18 protein-coding genes are annotated in these 15,977 nt (G+C 62.8%); 11 read left to right on the top strand and 7 right to left on the bottom strand.

From position 1 onward, the window contains the following. Nucleotides 1-48: 48 nt before the first annotated feature. From HUS66_RS06045 to HUS66_RS06060, 4 genes are all read left to right on the top strand, one after another. Complete coding sequence (locus HUS66_RS06045) at nucleotides 49-2,451, top strand: heavy metal translocating P-type ATPase (protein ID WP_175070046.1); 2,403 nt, start codon at nucleotides 49-51, stop codon at nucleotides 2,449-2,451. Between the two features lie 228 nt (nucleotides 2,452-2,679). Then, nucleotides 2,680-3,363 carry a YbaY family lipoprotein gene (locus HUS66_RS06050; RefSeq protein ID WP_175070047.1) on the top strand — a complete coding sequence of 228 codons (684 nt, stop codon included), beginning with the start codon at nucleotides 2,680-2,682 and terminating at the stop codon, nucleotides 3,361-3,363. A gap of 206 nt (nucleotides 3,364-3,569) precedes the next feature. Beyond that, on the top strand, nucleotides 3,570-3,968 hold the full coding sequence (locus HUS66_RS06055) for a gamma-glutamylcyclotransferase family protein (RefSeq protein ID WP_175070048.1): 399 nt from the start codon (nucleotides 3,570-3,572) through the stop codon (nucleotides 3,966-3,968). Between the two features lie 76 nt (nucleotides 3,969-4,044). Further along, nucleotides 4,045-4,884, top strand: a complete 840-nt coding sequence (locus HUS66_RS06060; RefSeq protein ID WP_175070123.1) for a TraX family protein — start codon at nucleotides 4,045-4,047, stop codon at nucleotides 4,882-4,884. Between the two features lie 146 nt (nucleotides 4,885-5,030). On the opposite strand, the gene HUS66_RS06065 is transcribed toward HUS66_RS06060, so the two are convergent. Beyond that, nucleotides 5,031-5,588 carry an NUDIX hydrolase gene (locus tag HUS66_RS06065; RefSeq protein ID WP_175070049.1) on the bottom strand — a complete coding sequence of 186 codons (558 nt, stop codon included), beginning with the start codon at nucleotides 5,586-5,588 and terminating at the stop codon, nucleotides 5,031-5,033. A gap of 84 nt (nucleotides 5,589-5,672) precedes the next feature. Here HUS66_RS06065 and HUS66_RS06070 point away from each other — a divergent pair, with 84 nt between their 5' ends. Together HUS66_RS06070 and HUS66_RS06075 are read left to right on the top strand one after the other, a co-directional pair. After that, nucleotides 5,673-6,350 carry a CoA pyrophosphatase gene (locus tag HUS66_RS06070; RefSeq protein WP_175070050.1) on the top strand — a complete coding sequence of 226 codons (678 nt, stop codon included), beginning with the start codon at nucleotides 5,673-5,675 and terminating at the stop codon, nucleotides 6,348-6,350. Then, entirely contained in the window at nucleotides 6,347-7,003 is a 657-nt protein-coding gene (locus tag HUS66_RS06075; RefSeq protein WP_175070051.1) for a 2OG-Fe(II) oxygenase, read from the top strand. Before HUS66_RS06070 ends, HUS66_RS06075 begins: the two co-directional genes overlap by 4 nt. A gap of 27 nt (nucleotides 7,004-7,030) precedes the next feature. Here the strand turns inward: HUS66_RS06075 and HUS66_RS06080 are convergent, their stop codons facing one another. Both HUS66_RS06080 and HUS66_RS06085 read right to left on the bottom strand, forming a co-directional pair. Then, complete coding sequence (locus HUS66_RS06080; protein WP_175070052.1) at nucleotides 7,031-7,333, bottom strand: Dabb family protein; 303 nt, start codon at nucleotides 7,331-7,333, stop codon at nucleotides 7,031-7,033. Further along, on the bottom strand, nucleotides 7,330-8,340 hold the full coding sequence (locus HUS66_RS06085; protein ID WP_175070053.1) for a LysR family transcriptional regulator: 1,011 nt from the start codon (nucleotides 8,338-8,340) through the stop codon (nucleotides 7,330-7,332). The genes HUS66_RS06080 and HUS66_RS06085 overlap by 4 nt, the downstream gene beginning before the upstream one ends. Before the next feature lie 221 nt (nucleotides 8,341-8,561). Between HUS66_RS06085 and HUS66_RS06090 the strand changes: the two genes are divergently transcribed. Beyond that, nucleotides 8,562-9,560, top strand: coding sequence for an NADP-dependent oxidoreductase (locus HUS66_RS06090; RefSeq protein ID WP_175070054.1), 999 nt, complete (start codon nucleotides 8,562-8,564; stop codon nucleotides 9,558-9,560). 141 nt (nucleotides 9,561-9,701) lie between these two features. On the opposite strand, the gene HUS66_RS06095 is transcribed toward HUS66_RS06090, so the two are convergent. Both HUS66_RS06095 and soxR read right to left on the bottom strand, forming a co-directional pair. Beyond that, nucleotides 9,702-10,043, bottom strand: coding sequence for a zinc ribbon domain-containing protein YjdM (locus HUS66_RS06095; RefSeq protein WP_175070055.1), 342 nt, complete (start codon nucleotides 10,041-10,043; stop codon nucleotides 9,702-9,704). A 331-nt stretch (nucleotides 10,044-10,374) separates the two neighbouring features. Next, a complete protein-coding gene (soxR, locus tag HUS66_RS06100; RefSeq protein WP_175070056.1) occupies nucleotides 10,375-10,830 on the bottom strand; it encodes a redox-sensitive transcriptional activator SoxR in 456 nt (151 codons plus the stop codon). Nucleotides 10,831-10,968: 138 nt separating this feature from the next. Here soxR and HUS66_RS06105 point away from each other — a divergent pair, with 138 nt between their 5' ends. Beyond that, nucleotides 10,969-12,174 (top strand): cyanate transporter, encoded by a 1,206-nt coding sequence (locus tag HUS66_RS06105; RefSeq protein WP_175070057.1) that lies wholly within the window; start codon nucleotides 10,969-10,971, stop codon nucleotides 12,172-12,174. On the opposite strand, the gene HUS66_RS06110 is transcribed toward HUS66_RS06105, so the two are convergent. Further along, the gene (locus HUS66_RS06110) at nucleotides 12,153-13,067 is read right to left on the bottom strand and encodes a LysR family transcriptional regulator (RefSeq protein WP_175070058.1); all 915 of its coding nucleotides are present in this window, start codon (nucleotides 13,065-13,067) and stop codon (nucleotides 12,153-12,155) included. The genes HUS66_RS06105 and HUS66_RS06110 overlap by 22 nt on opposite strands. Before the next feature lie 87 nt (nucleotides 13,068-13,154). Between HUS66_RS06110 and HUS66_RS06115 the strand changes: the two genes are divergently transcribed. From HUS66_RS06115 to HUS66_RS06125, 3 genes are all read left to right on the top strand, one after another. Next, nucleotides 13,155-13,586, top strand: coding sequence for a DMT family transporter (locus HUS66_RS06115; protein WP_175070059.1), 432 nt, complete (start codon nucleotides 13,155-13,157; stop codon nucleotides 13,584-13,586). Between the two features lie 10 nt (nucleotides 13,587-13,596). After that, complete coding sequence (locus HUS66_RS06120; RefSeq protein WP_175070060.1) at nucleotides 13,597-14,067, top strand: DMT family transporter; 471 nt, start codon at nucleotides 13,597-13,599, stop codon at nucleotides 14,065-14,067. A 163-nt stretch (nucleotides 14,068-14,230) separates the two neighbouring features. After that, nucleotides 14,231-15,316 carry an App1 family protein gene (locus tag HUS66_RS06125; protein WP_340162744.1) on the top strand — a complete coding sequence of 362 codons (1,086 nt, stop codon included), beginning with the start codon at nucleotides 14,231-14,233 and terminating at the stop codon, nucleotides 15,314-15,316. Nucleotides 15,317-15,494: 178 nt separating this feature from the next. Here the strand turns inward: HUS66_RS06125 and HUS66_RS06130 are convergent, their stop codons facing one another. Next, complete coding sequence (locus HUS66_RS06130) at nucleotides 15,495-15,908, bottom strand: hypothetical protein (protein WP_175070061.1); 414 nt, start codon at nucleotides 15,906-15,908, stop codon at nucleotides 15,495-15,497. Between the last annotated feature and the right edge of the window lie 69 nt (nucleotides 15,909-15,977).

The raw sequence follows: 15,977 nt of genomic DNA on the forward strand, positions 1-15,977 counted from the left end.
TGCCTATAGGGTCTGTCATGGGGCAAGATTCGACCCAAGGAGTTCACGATGCCCAGTGATCACGTACATGAGCACGCCCATCAACCTGCTCACGCCCCTTCCCACGACCGTTCCCAAGAACTTGATCACGATCACAGGCATGACACTAGCCATGACCATAGGAACGACCATGACCCTGGCGGCTGCTGCGGCGCTTCGCCAGGGGGGCAAGGCAGCAGACAGCCCCAGAGTGCACCGCCAGGCAGCACGACCCTGCGTCTGCGCATCGAGGAAATGGACTGCCCCACCGAGGAAGCCCTGCTGCGCAAGGCGCTGGCTGAGGCGCCTGGCGTCGTCGCCCTGGACTTCGACCTGATGGCTCGGGTGCTGAGCATCCACCACGTGGAGAGCGACCCTGATGTCCTGGCAGCACGGGTTCGTGAGTTGGGCATGACGCCTCAACCGCTCGAGGCCGACGGTTCCGCAAAAGGCTCGCCAGCAGCGCCAGAATCGTTCACCTCCCGCTGGGGTAAGCTGTTGATCGCCGCCGCGCTGGCGCTGGGGGCTGAACTTGTGGGCTGGACCGGCTCAGCCGCCGCGACCTGGCTCATGCCGCTGCTGGCGCTAGCCGCCATTGGCCTGGTCGGCCTGCCCACCTGGCGCAAGGGCTGGGTAGCGCTTCGCCACCGCAGCCTCAACATCAATGCCCTGATGAGCGTAGCGGTGACCGGTGCGATCATGATTGGCCACTGGTCCGAAGCCGCCATGGTTATGGTCCTGTTCACCCTGGCCGAACGCATCGAGGCCAGCTCCCTGGACCGCGCTCGCCGCGCCATCCGCGACCTGCTGGATACCGCCCCCGACAAGGCACGGCGTCAGGCCCCAAACGGCGAATGGGAGACGGTGGCTGCCGAGGCCGTCGCGGTGGGTCAGGTGATTCGCGTCCTGCCCGGCGAGCGCCTGCCCCTGGACGGCGAGATCGTCCGAGGCCAGCCGACGCTGGATGAGTCACCGATCACCGGCGAGAGCCTGCCTCGCGACAAGGGCCTCGGCGAAACGGTCTTCGCTGGGACCATTAACCGCCAAGGCGACTTTGACTACCGCACCACCCGGCCCTGCAATGACACCACCCTGGCCCGCATCATCCATGCAGTGGAAGAAGCGCAGGCCAGCCGTGCGCCTACCCAGCGCTTCATTGACCGGTTCGCCGCCTATTACACACCGGCCGTACTGGCCATCGCCGCGCTCACCGCCCTGGCCTGGCCCCTGCTGGGGCTCCTCACTTCCATGCAGGTCGCCTGGATCGATGGTATCTACCGGGCACTGGTGCTGCTGGTGATCGCCTGCCCCTGTGCACTGGTGATTTCCACGCCGGTGACCATCGTCAGTGGGCTTTCCGCCGCCGCCCGTTCGGGCATTCTGATCAAGGGCGGACGCTTTCTCGAGCAGGGTCGAGCGCTTCGCTGGTTGGCGTTGGACAAGACCGGCACGCTGACCCAGGGGCAGCCTCGCCTGACTCACTGGACCGCACTGGATGATGGCTTAGGTGACGACCTGGGTGACCCGTCGACTACCAAGCAAGACGACGCCAACCGGGCATGGCTAGCCTGTCAGGCAGCCAGCCTCGCCGCGCGCTCGACGCACCCGGTATCCAGGGCCATCCATGGCGAGCTTGCAGATGTCGCCGGGGCGCAGGATGTCGATGCCTTTCGGGAACGTCCGGGGATGGGGGTGGAAGGTGAACTAGAAGGTGCCTCACTGTGGCTTGGCAACCGCCGGCTACTGGCGGCACGCGGCCTGACGAACGACGCCCTCGAAGCACGTCTTGAGACGCTGGAGCGTCAGGGCTCAAGCGTGGTAATGCTCGGCGACACGACCCGCGTGCTGGCGCTGTTCGCCGTTCAGGACCCCTTGAAACCCACCAGCCTCGCCGCCATCAGCAGCCTGCATGAACTCGGTGTGCGCACTTTGATGCTGTCCGGTGACAATCGCCACACCGTTGCTGCCATCGCCGCCGAAGCCGGTATCGACGAAGCCAGAGGCGCACTGTTGCCTGAAGACAAGCTGGCCGCCATCGAAGCCCACGCGAAAGATGGCGTGACCGGCATGGTCGGTGACGGCATCAACGATGCCCCGGCGCTCGCCAGGGCGGACATCGGCTTCGCCATGGGTGCCGCCGGCAGCGATGTGGCGATCGAGACCGCCGATGTGGCGCTGATGGACGATGACCTGGGCAAGCTGCCCACCTTTCTGAAGCTGTCACGGTCCACCCGTGCCGTGCTGATCCAGAACATCACCATTGCCCTCGGCCTCAAGGCCATCTTCATGGCGCTGGCCTTCACCGGCCAGGCGACCCTGTGGATGGCGGTGTTCGCCGACATGGGGGCCAGCCTGCTGGTGGTGGCCAACGGTCTGCGGCTGCTTCGTGCCGGGCATCGCCCAAGCCTGATGGCCGCCCAGGACGGGCAATAGCCGAGCACCCAGCGCGGCACCAGACGCAACGGCCATGAGAGAAACCATTCGAGAACAGCGGCCGAGACCACTATGGCAGACCGCTAGAGGCAGCGTCGCCCTCGGGCGACAGATGATTTCACCCTTCCTGCGCATTGCCTTGTTAGGATCATGCTCGTGCGCTCGCCGCTATCGCGGCCAACGCTTCCACAAGGACACCAAGGCACACCGTGCCGAAGGAGAACCGCCATGAAACTGAAACGTCACCTTGTCATTGCAGCGAGTCTCACCGGCACCCTGATCCTGGCCGGCTGCGACAACGGAGACGACACCGAGCAGGCCGCCCAAAACGAGACGCCCCAAGCCGAGCAATCCCAGGAGATCGAGCAGTCCCAGGAGAGCGAGCAGCAGGCCAGCCGGACCCTGCAAGGCAAACTGGAATTTTCCGCCACCGAGACGCCGCTGCCGGAAGACGCAGAGGTAACGGTCAGCCTTCAAGACGTCGCCAAGGCGGATGCTGCCCCAATCAGCGAGACCGCGGTAACTCCCAAGGCCGGTGAGCCCGTCGAGTTTGCCCTCGACTACGACGCCTCGGCGGTGAACGCCGACCACACCTACAATCTCCAGGCGAACCTGCATGATGGTGACGGCACCCTGCGTTGGACCACCAAGGAGCGCCACGTCGTCGAGATCGGCTCCGATGCCGCGACTACGCCCATCACCCTGGTGCTGGAACCGGTATCCAGCGGCACTTCCAGCGACGAGAGCCTGCAGGAAGCCCAGCAAGAAATGCTCGAACCCAAGGAGAACGCCGCGGCCGAGACGACCCCGAGCGACGCCTCGAACGCAAGCCTAGAGGAGATCGACGAGACAGCCACCGAGATGCAGGAGCCCACCACCTCGAAAGCGTCTGGCAGCAACGCCACCCAGTAAGCCATCAACGACCTGGCCGCGCCTGAATCAGCCGGCCAAGCGGCAGGCACAATGCCTTATCGCCAGCGACCTCAGGTCGCTGGCGGGTGCGCTGATCTGATAGTCGCCTCGACGCTACAGTTGGGCGCCGCCAGCATACAGGCGTAATATGGATCGAGTACAAGGGCCGCCAGTACATGCTCCACTACGCACAAGGAAGAGCCGCCATGCCTCATCTGATGTTCGTCTACGGAACACTGAAGCGCGGGTTCAGGAATCATGCCGACCATCTCGCCGATGCCGAGTTCGTCGATATTGGCACGACCTGCGATGCCTACCCGCTGGTGCTGCATGGTGAGGACTTTCGACCGGTGCTGGTCGAAGCCAGAGGCCAGGGCTATCTGGTGGCGGGGGAGCTCTACCGGGTCGACAATCAAACCCTCGATGCACTCGATCGCCTCGAGCGCATCAATGATCACGACGGCTATCGACGTCGCCGCCTGGCCATCACCGACAATCAGGGCCAGCGGCACAGCGCCTGGGTCTACATGAAACCCAGTGCCTGGGTAGACGATGTGCGTAGCGAGCTGATGGCGGCCTTCGATGATGAGCGTCATCGTGCCTGAGGATATCGGTCGGGCCGCGGACGGTCGGGCCGCGGGCGGCCAGCGCAGCGCCAGAAGACCGCCTTCCAAGCGGGCGATGATGTCGCACTGGACCGGCTGGGGCCAGTGGCTGGCGCTGATCACCATGACAGTGGATCACATCACCCGCTACCTGCTGCCCAACAGCTGGGACGCCGGTTGGGCGAGCTCATCGATCGGCCGCATTGCCTTCCCGTTGTTTTCCGCCATGGTGGCCTGGCACGGCCTGTTCAATACCCGAAGCCCACTGCGCTATGCGAAGCGCATCCTGATCATCGGCCTGGTCGCCCAACTGCCCTACATGACCATGCCGCGTGACGGCTTTCAGCTGAACATCTGCTTCACCCTGGCGGCGGGGCTTGCGGCCGGTATCTTGCTTCGTGACTTGGTATTTCGGAATCAGGTATTTCGGAATCAGGTATTTCGGGATCTGTCTATTAACGATAGAGCGTTTCAGCCCTTTAGCAGCCACCACAGACCACTCGATCAGTCTCGTATAGCCTCGACGCCCAAGGGCCTTGCGATCGCAAGCCTGGTAATGCTGGGCGTGGCCTGGTGGGTGCTGGGGGACTGGGTAGAATACGGCCACCAGGGTCTGGTGATGATTCCGCTATACATGCTGGCCTTCGCCGGTGTCGCCGGCTCCGACGCAGACCGTTTCACAGGCCTGGCAGCGGCGGCATCCGCACTGCCGGTATTGCTCAACGCCGGCCTGATGAACAGCTCCGAGATGGCCAAAGGATTCACCGTGGCGACCACTCTGACGCTGGTGCTGCTGGCCGCCGGTGCCTGGCGCTGGGTGCCGCGAGTCATCTACGCGATGCCACGACGGCTTTGGCTTGCCTGGTATCCGGGGCACTTCGCGGTGATCGCGCTGCTACTGCACTGGCCAAGCTAGGGAACAAGGTACAGCCAGGCGAGCAGCAACAGGGGCTCGCTAGAAAAGGCGCAAGGTCGGAATTGCATCAGGCCGACCGCAAGGCCGACCATTGATTCAGGTATGATACTTCATCAGGCTCGGGCTATGTCAGGCCATGTCGATGATCAAGCGCTACCAAAGTAGCGTTCGCGATCCTCGGGCGTGATATCGCTAATATGCAGCGGGTACTGCTCACTGCCCCGATCATTGAAGAAGTGATGCAGGGTACGCTCGATCGTCGGGAAGGCCAGCTCGTCCCAGGGCACTTCGTGCTCTTCGAACAACGCCACTTCCAGGCTCTCGGGGCCGGCGCCGAAGCCACCGGCGAGGTCGGCGCGGAAGATCATGAACACCTGGTCGATATGCGGCAGATTGATCATGGTGTAGAGATCGTGAATCTCGACCTCGGCGCAGGCCTCCTCGCGAGTCTCACGGGCCGCTGCCTCGACGGTGGTCTCGGCGTTTTCCATGAAGCCCGCCGGCAGCGTCCAGTAACCCTTGCGGGGTGCAATGGCGCGCCGGCACAGCAACACCTTGCTGCCGCTCACCGGCAGCGTGCCAGCGACGATGCGCGGATTCTGGTAGTGGATGGTACCGCAGGCATCGCACAGGAAGCGCGGGCGGTCATCGCCCTCGGGAATGGCAAAACGGACATTTTGCCCGCACTGGCTGCAGAAATTCATGACGGTCCTCACGCGGCCTGTGGGATGCCCACTTGACGCTCTGACGGGGGCTGGTTACAAGGAAATAAACCCTGTGGAAAGTCCATGTTAGAGAATCTTCGCGATCGCCTGCAAGCACATGTGCCGCAACGGCTGGCCCTCAAGATGCCCCGTGCCGCTGTGCTGCTGCCGATCGTGGATCGCCCCGAACCGACGCTGCTGTTCACCCGCCGCGCCGATCATCTCAAACAGCACGGCGGCCAGGTGGCCTTCCCCGGGGGCAAGTGGGAGCATGGAGACGACGACCTGCTGGATACCGCTCTACGCGAGGCAGAAGAAGAAATCGCCCTGCCCCCTGATCGAGTACAGCTGCTCGGTCGCCTCAGCGATGTCATCTCGCTGCACGGCATTCGCGTCACCCCCTATGTGGGACTGATTCCCGCCGACCTGCCGCTAGTTCCGGAGCTCAGCGAACTAGACGCCATCTTCGAGGTACCGCTGACACACTTCCTCGAGGACAAGCGAACCCATACCGATGTGATCCGGGTCGACGGACGCGACTACTATGTGCCGAGCTACAGGGTGTCGAACAGGACGCCCGGCGCACCAGGTACCCATGAGCAGGCGACCAGGCCCCGGGACGATGACCACGTGATCTGGGGGCTCTCGGCGATGATGCTGGTGGAGCTGCTGGCGGAAGGCTTCGCGATGCCAATCAGCCTGTTCGAGCGCCCGCCGGGAGAGCTATGCTACCGGCCCGAACGTCGGATGAGTGCGCCATGATTTCCGATTCTCCGCTGCTCGACCCGGCCGGACTGACGAGCCTGGTCGATGGCTTGGTCGAACACGGCTGGTGCGTGGCAGAAGGCTTCATCGACCCTGCCCTGTGCCTTGCGTTGCAACGCGAACTCACTGACCTGGCAGCGCGTCACGCGCTGCGCGCCGCCGGCATCGGCCGCGGTGAGGCTCACGAACTGCGCCGCGACATCCGCGGTGATGCCATCCACTGGCTGAATCGGGAGAGTCTGCCGCAACGCCAGTACCTGTCCGCCATGGACAGCCTGCAGCACGCCCTGAATATAGAGCTTTACCTGGGGCTGTTCGAGTTCGAGGCGCATTTCGCCCACTATCCGCCGGGCAGTTTCTATCAAAAGCACGTCGACAGCTTCCGCGGCCGCGCCAACCGAGTGGTCTCGACAGTGCTCTACCTGAACCCCGACTGGCCCGACGACGGCGGTGGCGAAATGGCGATATTCGATCCCTCGGAACCAGGGCGCGAGCTTACGCGCATCCGCCCCGAGGCCGGCACCTTCGTCTGCTTTCTCTCGGAAACGATCCCCCACGAGGTACTGCCGACCCGACTGCCGCGGGCCAGCATCGCCGGCTGGTTCCGCCGCAACGCCTCTCTCAACGGCCTGGTTGACCCGGCGCGATGATCACGCTCCGAGCAATCGGAAGCGGCCTCACAAGGCATAGTCGATGACGCGCCGGTCGTAGCGGATCGCGGCCATGAACGGCATCAACGCCTTGTGTTCGGGATGCTGCTGATAGGCTTCCAGGGCTTCGAGAGAGGCGAACGTCGCCACAAGCGATAGATCTGCGGAGCTATCCGTGTGCAGCAGGTCGATGCCCACCTCCAGGCTCAACAGCCCCTCGATGCGTCCGTTCAACGCCTCCAGCTGACGCTTCGCCTGCGCGGCATTCTCGGCCTTGGTGCGATCCTCGGCCTGCTCATGCAGGGTCCAGAGCACGATGTGCTTGATCATGGGGTGTCCTTGTCGGTTGAGTGTGTAGAAATCGAATGAGTCGGAAAATCGGTACGCGCCTGCCACGCCGCCAGGCGCTCGCTGAGCATTCGGTGCCGCGCTGTCAGGCCATGAAACAGCCGCTCACGCAGCCAGGCATGCCCGGCATCGGCGTGATGGCGCTCATGCCAGACCAGCCAGTAGGAAAACGCCGCAACCTCGACCGGCAGAACGCGCACGGCAAGAGGCCAGTGATCGATCACGCTGGCCGCCAGGCAGCCCGGCACGCACAGCAGAAGATCGCTGTGCTGGGTGGTCGAGAAGCTCGCCAGGAAGTGCGGCTGGCGCAGACTGACCCGACGGGCCAGTCCCTCGCGCTCCAGCGCCAGATCCACCGCGCCTCGATCGTCGCCGCCCATGCTGACCAGTTGGTGATCGGCAGCCAGAAAATCGTCCAGGTCTAGCGCTTCCTTGGCGGCCAGCGGGTGATCCTCGCGCATGACGCAGACGAAGCGATCGGCGCCGATCTCGCGGCCATGCACGCTCGCCGGCACTCGCTCGCCGGGCACGCTGATCGCAAGCTCGGGGCCCCCCTCGTCCAACTGGTGCTCGATGCTGCCACGATAGCTCTCGACTTCGAGACGCAGATGCGGCGCCTGCTCCTTCAGCGCCCGCCATTGGGGCGCCAGAAAGGCATGCATGCCGTAGTCGGTGCTGGCCAGGCTGAACCGGCGGGTGGTGCTGGCCGGATCGAAGGTCGGCGGTGCCAGCAGCGCCCCCAGCTCCTGCAGCAGCCTTGCCAGCGGTGGGCCCAGCGCCTCGGCTCGGGCCGTGGGGCGCAGGCCGCGGTGGGTGCGTACGAACAAGGGGTCATCAAAGGCCTGGCGCAGCTTGGCCAGAGTCCGCGATACCGCCGGCTGGCTCAGGTTGAGCCGCTCGGCGGCCCGCGACACACTGCGCGAATCCAGCAGCGCATGCAGGGTGACCAGCGCATTGAGGTCATGACGGGCAAGATCGGCGAGGTGCATGCAAACTCCGAATGAGGGCTGGGGACGGCGCTTCGGGCTTCAAGGGCCAACCATATCACTTAAACGCATAGCACGATTAAGCAACATGCATTGGATTGATATGACGATAGTGCACTAGTCTGGAGCCATTATCTGGGTGAGCCCGGCAAACGTTTGCCCCTCAACGCTCATCACCTCTCAACCATCACCTCTCAACGACCATCTTTTCACGGAGACAGCCGATGCAAAGCCGCTATATCACCATCACGGACCATCCCCAAGGCACCCCGGCGCGGGAACTGTTCGAGCTTCACGAGACCGAGCTTGCCCCCCCGGCCGATGGCGAGGTTCGGGTACGCAATACCTGGCTGTCTGTCGACCCCTACATGCGTGGTCGCATGAGCGGTGTAACGACCTACATCGATCCGTTCGAGCTGAACGAACCGCTGCAAGGCGCCGCCGTCGGCGAGGTCATCGAATCTCGCGACCCGAACTTCCCGGTGGGCGCCAAGGTTCGCCATATGGCGGGCTGGCGCGATATCGCTCAACTGCCGGGCAATCAACTCGAGCCGTTGCCCGCCTTGGAGGTGCCGGAGCAGGCCTACCTGGGGGTGCTCGGCATGCCAGGCATGACCGCCTGGATCGGCCTCAACCATATCGCCGAGATGAAGGAAGGCGACAACGTGCTGGTCAGCGGTGCCGCCGGCGCAGTGGGCTCGCTCGCCGTGCAGCTAGCCAAGGCCAAGGGTGGCACCGTGGTCGGCATCGCCGGCTCCCAGGAAAAGCTCGACTGGCTCGAATCCAGGGGCGTTAAGGCGGTCAGCTACAAGGGCAAGAACGCCGCCCAGTTGACCGAGGCGCTCAATGAGGCTTGCCCCGAGGGCTTCGATGTCTATTACGAAAACGTCGGCGGCATCTGCCTGGAAGCCGCGCTGAACAATCTGAGGGTCGGTGCACGAATCGCCGTCTGTGGCATGATCGCCCGCTATAACGAGGACACGCCCAGCGCCGGTCCGGGCAACCTGGCGATGATCCTGATCCGTCGCGCCCGCATGGAAGGCTTCATCGTCTTCGATCACTGGGCGAACTACCCTGCCTTCCTCGAAGAAGTCGGCCCGCAGGTCGCCAATGGCCAGATCGACTACGAAGAAACCATCGAAGAAGGCCTGGAGCGTGCCCCCGATGCCTTCCTCAAGCTCTTCGAAGGCGCCAACCAGGGCAAGATGCTGGTCAAGCTCTAAGCGCTCGCCACCTATGCCGTTTAGCTAATAAAAAACCGGCCGGACCCATGGCGGATCCGGCCGGTTTTTTTATGCGGGCTATTTCTACGGGCTATGCGGGTACGCCTAACCGTCGGCCACTAGATGACATAAGACTGTCGTTCAGGCCTTCTTGACGAACTCCGACTTGAGCTTCATCGGGCCGATGCCATCGATCTTGCAGTCGATATCGTGATCGCCTTCGATCAGGCGGATGTTCTTGACCTTGGTGCCGACCTTGACCACCGAGGACGAGCCCTTGACCTTGAGATCCTTGATCACCGTCACACTGTCGCCATCTTCCAGCAGGTTGCCGTTGGCATCGCGATAGACCGGCGAATCATCGCCGGCATCAGCCGCGGCGTCCTGGGCCCACTCATGGCCACAGCCCGGGCACACGAACATGGCGCCGTCCTCGTAGGTGTAATCGGCATCGCATGACGGGCAATTGGGAAGGTCACTCATGATTCGGTCCTGGTCGTATGGGGCTGCAATAAATATCGCTTAGAAAAGACGTATCACTAGGGTTTGATATATAAAACTTGGCCAATGGCGCTTGGTCAACAAGACGGACTCGCCTCAGTCGAGCCCTCTCCTCACGATAGCGCCGAGAGGCCCGAAGGCCAGAAAGCCTACCCGTTTTGGCGCCGCCACTCCACCCAGGACCCCATTCACCGCCTGCGGCATGGCGCCGCGCCGGCCAGATGAATGCATGAACCCGGCCCCACTGAGCAAGAGTCTGCCAACAGGAAAACGCCCATGATGACGCTGCTGTAGCGCCCCGCCTCCGTCTGCATCACGGCCGATCTCGCCCATCTGCCACGACCTCTCCCTGGACGTCACCGGGGTTTCGCAGCGGACAACTCGCCAACGACAAACAGCCGCAGCCGATACAACCATCGAGCTGGTCACGCAGCTTGGTCAGTTGCTGAATCCGCTGGTCAAGATCACCGCGCCACTGGGCAGAGAGTCGACGCCAATCCTTGGCGGTGGGCGAGCGCGAAACCGGCAGTGTATCCAGCGCCGCCTTGATTTCCGTCAGTGGCACGCCGGTTCGCTGGGCAATCTTGATGACCGCTACCCGCCGCAAGACGTCACGTGAAAAACGCCGCTGATTGCCGGCATTTCGCCAGCCTTCTATCAGACCCTTCGATTCGTAGAAATGCACCGTCGACACGGCGATACCGCAACGTCCCGCCACATCCCCCACCGTCAGGGCCTTCTTGCCCGGTTTCAGTCGCTGACTCGCCATGCCGTGATTACCTCGACCTTTTCTTGACCTCAACTTTACTTGAGGTCTTAGGGTGCTTGCTGAACGGTCGGCAATCAAGCGTCAGACGATCCCGCTTCTGCCGGCAAGTCATCGACTCCCTCCTGGAGAAGGAACCTCATGAAGACCTCACACAACGGACGTGACGCATCCCGCTCACTCGCGATGGTGATCGCACTGGCGGTGCTGATTGGCCTGAACCTGCGACCATCGATGGCCGCCATCGGACCGCTGATCGAACGTATCCAAGCCGATATCACCGCCAGCTATGCACAAATCGCCTGGCTGACCAGCCTGCCCGTGCTGGCCATGGGACTGGGTTGTTTCATTGCCCTGCGACTGGCCCAGAGGATGGGCTACAGTGCCCTGATAGGCGTTTCGCTACTGCTGATCGCCCTGGCCGATGGTTTACGTCTGACCAGCGAAAGTGTCGCCAGCCTGCTGCTCACGGCACTGGCCGCAGGCATCGGTATTGCCTTCATCCAGGCCTCGATGCCGGCCTTGATAAAGCACCAGGCCAAGCAGCAAACCCCACTGGTCATGGGCTGGTACATCGCCGCCATCATGGCGGGTGCTGCCCTATCCTCGACGCTGGCCCCGCGCCTTGCCGACATCAGCGGTAACTGGCGACATGGTCTGGCCATCTGGGGGCTGCTGGCGTTGCTGGCCGCCACTGCCTGGGGCCTTCGTGGCCAGATACTGCCGGCGCCGGTCACAGCTCGGTCTCAGGGCGCCCCGCAGGTCTCGCTATACCGCCAGCCACGCGTCTGGACCCTGGCCTGTTTCTTCGGCATGGGCACCGCAGGCTACACCTGTGTATTGGCCTGGCTGCCGCCCTATTACATTGGCCTTGGCTGGTCGGACTCCCGCGCCGGGACACTGCTCGGTTTTCTCACCGCGATAGAGGTCGTCTCGGGCCTGCTGCTGCCCGCCTTGGCCCAGCGCCAAGACGACCGTCGACCGGTGATCTTCTTGGCGCTGATCCTCAGCATGGCGGGATTCGTGCTGCTGGCGCTGGCACCGCTTCGCTTGCCCTATCTGACCGCAGCGCTGCTCGGTGCGGGGATCGGCGGCCTGTTTCCGTTAAGCCTGATTGTGGCGATAGACCACCACAGCAGCCCACAGCGGGCCGGCGCTATCTCGAGCATCGTTCAAGGCAGCGGCTACTTCATTGCCGCTATGTCTCCGTTCGCCGCCGGAATGGTGCGTGACCAACTGGGCAGCTTCGCGCTGGCCTGGGCAAGTCTCGCCGTGATGATGCTGGTCATGATGCGTGTCTGCGTGCAATTCGACCCACGCAACTATCAATGGGTGATCCGCGACTGATGAAGGTGCTCGAGGAAGGCGCTGACCTTTGAGGAGCGAAGCCGATTCTCCGGGTAAATGACATGAATGCCCTGCAGGGTCGGCTCTCCGGCCGCTTCCCAGTCACTCAACACCGGCACCAGACGGCCGGCCTTCAGATGCTGCTGCAGCAACCAAGTAGGAAACAGCACGATGCCCTGGCCTTGCAGCGCCGCCTCGACGAGGCTCTCGGCATTGTTGCTGCGAAGATTCCCCCGGGCCTGGACGACCCGAAACGACGTGTTGCTGGCGGCGCGAAAATACCACGGTTGCACGCCGCGGGTTCCCTTGTAGACAAGGCAGTTATGCACGGTGAGATCATCTGGGCTCTGCGGCTCGCCGTGCGCAACCAGGTAGTCGGGTGCAGCACAGGCCACGAAATGCTGGGTGGCGAGTTCACGGGCCACCAGGCTCGAATCTTCGAGAGCCCCAATGCGGATCACGACGTCCGCCCCTTCCTGTACCGGATCGACGAAGGCATCGGTCAATGTCAGCTCGATGTCGATGTCGGGATATAGCGCCTGGAAGCTCGCCAGCAGCGGCGCCACATGGAGACGCCCGAAGGCCACCGGAGCGTTGACGCGCAAGAGCCCTTGCGGGTGGCTCGCGGCACCGCTGACCTGTTCGGACGCCATGTCCAGGCTTTCCAAGGCTTCACGAACCTGTTGGAGATACCCTTCACCGACCTCGGTCAGCCGCACCGCTCGCGTATGCCGATACAGCAGGCGGTGACCGAGGGCCTTTTCGAGGCCGGCAATCCGCCGTGAGACCGACGATGCCGGCAGGCCGAAGTGACGTGCCGCTTCGGCGAAACTTCCCGAGGTGGCCACCCGGACGAAGAGCCGCAGCGCGATCAGGGTGACAGAGTTGCTCATATCGCAATAAACCTTTGCCTGAAACCGCAATTGTACCCCTTATGGCACAACAGTACTGTGGCGGCTTTTCACAGCGAAGGAAACACGATGCAGCAAATCGCCACACTTCTCTTCGTGCTATGCGCGGGTATGGGGCTATCGGTGGAGGCAGGCCTGCTCGGCCCCCTGGGCGAGCAGGTCGGTCACTTGTCGGCCACCTTGTCGATCTTCCTGGTCGGCGGGCTGCTGCTGACCCTCGCCATGGTCTTCATCGGGCGGCCGCCGCTGACCACGCTGTTCCAGCAACCGCGCTGGTTACTCACAGGCGGGCTGCTGGGCCCCATCTATGTGGTCGTGCTGACCCTGACCACGCCCCTCGTCGGTGTCGGCATGACCATGGTCGGCATCCTGTGCGGGCAGATCGGCGCCAGCCTGATCATTGACCATTTTGGCCTGCTCGGCAGTGAACGCCGCGCCATCGATGGCTATCGCCTGCTGGCGTTGGCGCTGATTTTTCTCGCTCTATGGTTAATCTACTAAGGAAGTCAGGATGATACTCACACTGGTATTCCCGCTGCTCTTGCTCGGCGGCGCCGTGCTGGCTGCCCAGTCCTCCATCAACGGTCGTCTAGGCGCCAAGGTCGGGGTATTGGCCAGCGCCTGGCTGACCTTCGTCATCGGCGCGGTCGTGACCTTTCTATTGGCGTTCTTCTTTGAGCCGGCGCATTCCGCGACCCTGTTCAGCGTCCCCAAGTGGCAGCTTACCGGAGCGCTATTTGGCGTGGTATACATGCTGGCCATCGTTTTCGCCGTGCCGCGCGTGGGCACCGCTGCGGCTACCGTGGCGGTGATCTCCGGGCAGTTGATCATGAGCCTGCTGGTCGATCATTTCGGCTGGCTCGACAATGATCGCCTGCCGCTGGACCCATCACGCCTGGCCGCCATGGCGCTGCTTGCCGGAGCACTGTTGCTGATTTATCAGAGCAACGCCCGACGCGAACGCCAGACTGCCAGCGCCTGACACCTGGCCCATCGCCGCCCCGGCGATGGGCTTTTCGCTGTCAGACTTTTGCAGGATGCCCCTGCACTTCGCATAATGAGCCTAGCGATCCACCCAGCTCGCCGTGCCCCAGTCAGTTCCCGCCGCAAAAGCGTGCTTATTCCGACCACTAGTGAGGCGCCTGTTGACCTCTCAATTGCTGCACTTCACGAAGAAACTGGTACGCCTGTTCACACGGCCGATGAAGAGCGACAAGGGCCGCGGTGGCGTCATCGTTCAGCCCTATCGCGGCTATGGCTCCCATAAAGAAGCCTTCGTCATGGGGCGGGTCTTTCGTCAGCCAGGTACCGGCAGACGCTGGGAGGAAGGCGGCACCACGCGAGACCTGGTGGATGTCGCACGACGCATCATTCGTCGCGGTGTGCGTGATGCGCGCATCATCATGCGCCTTGGCGATGCCAAAACCATCGTCACTACCGATCGGGACGGCTACTTTTACGCCCACATCGACATCAATCATTCCTTGCCCACCGACAAGGTCTGGCATACCGCCAGCCTGGAGGTACTCTCAGAAAAAGACGCCATCAGCACCCAGACGCAGGTCTATATTCCGCCAGCCAACGCCGACCTCATCGTGATCAGCGATATCGACGACACGGTGATGTACACCGGCGTCACCAACAAGCTAAAGATGCTCTACCGGCTGTTCATGGAAAAAGCCCAGCGACGCACGGCCTTTCCCGGAGTCGCCGCCTTCTACCGGGCGCTCTACGGGGGAGTCGAAGGCAACCGCAAGCGTCCGATGCTCTACGTGTCGCGAGGCCCCTGGTGCATCTACGAAATGCTCGACCTGTTCTTCAACCTCAACCGGATACCGGTGGGGCCGATCCTGTTCCTGCGCGAATGGGGGCTACGCCTTTCGCGCCCTTGGCCACGCAAGGCCGAAGACCACAAGTCGGACGTCATTCGCAACATGCTGTCGCTCTACGCCGACCTGCCGTTCATTCTCATCGGGGATAGCGGTCAGCGGGACCCCGAGGTCTACACCGAGATCGTCAAGGAGCACCCCGAGCGAGTGTTGGCGATATACATCCGCAAGGTGGAAAACGATCCCAAACGCGATGCCGCCATTGAACGGCTGGCCGCCGAGGTCAGCCATACCGGCTGCAAGCTGGTACTCGCCGACAGCAGCCTGAGCATGGCCGAGCATGCTAAGACGCACGGCTATATCTCCGCTGAAGGGCTAGCAGCCGTTCGCGAAGATCAATGACGGCGTACCCGTTACCGTCCTGCCAACGCGGCTCATTGCCATGGTGTAGGTGCCCAGGTGCTTAGATGATCAGTTGCTTTTCGCCGCCAGTAGGGCCTGATGCAAGCTTGGGAGTGTGCTCAGAGTGCCCGCCGAGAATGTCATGTATCTGTCTGGGTAATAGCGGACTTGGCCCGGGTTAGCCAAAGGCGGCGCTCAGATCAGGCTTCATGGTCGGACAAAACCGCGCAAGCCCCCATGCCAGGGCGATGCCCGCGAAGGTCAGGCCAACCGGCGACCAGCTGAACGCCACCCCAGAAGAGAAATACAGCAACAAGAAGAACACTCCCATCACGCCGCCACCCAGCATTCGGCCGAACTTCACGCCGGTGATCAATACGCTTGCCAGCACCCCGGCACAGGGAATCAACACGCTGGACAGGTCAATAACGACGTCCTTGCCGCTTGCGGCGATGTTAGGCAACACCCAGCGTGCCACCGCTTCCCAGACAACCAGATAGAGGGCCGCCGGCGCAGCGAAACCGCCGAGCAGGCGCAGCATGGTCCGGGCAGTCTCGTCGCTACCGGGCTTGGAAGATGGAGGGCTAGGCATAGGAGGCGTCCTGAAGAAGTTGAAACCAAAGCGCGAGCAACATTCTTGTCAGCAACGCGACCAGAAATG

Source organism: Onishia taeanensis (assembly GCF_013349955.1).
Classification (GTDB): domain Bacteria; phylum Pseudomonadota; class Gammaproteobacteria; order Pseudomonadales; family Halomonadaceae; genus Onishia; species Onishia taeanensis_B.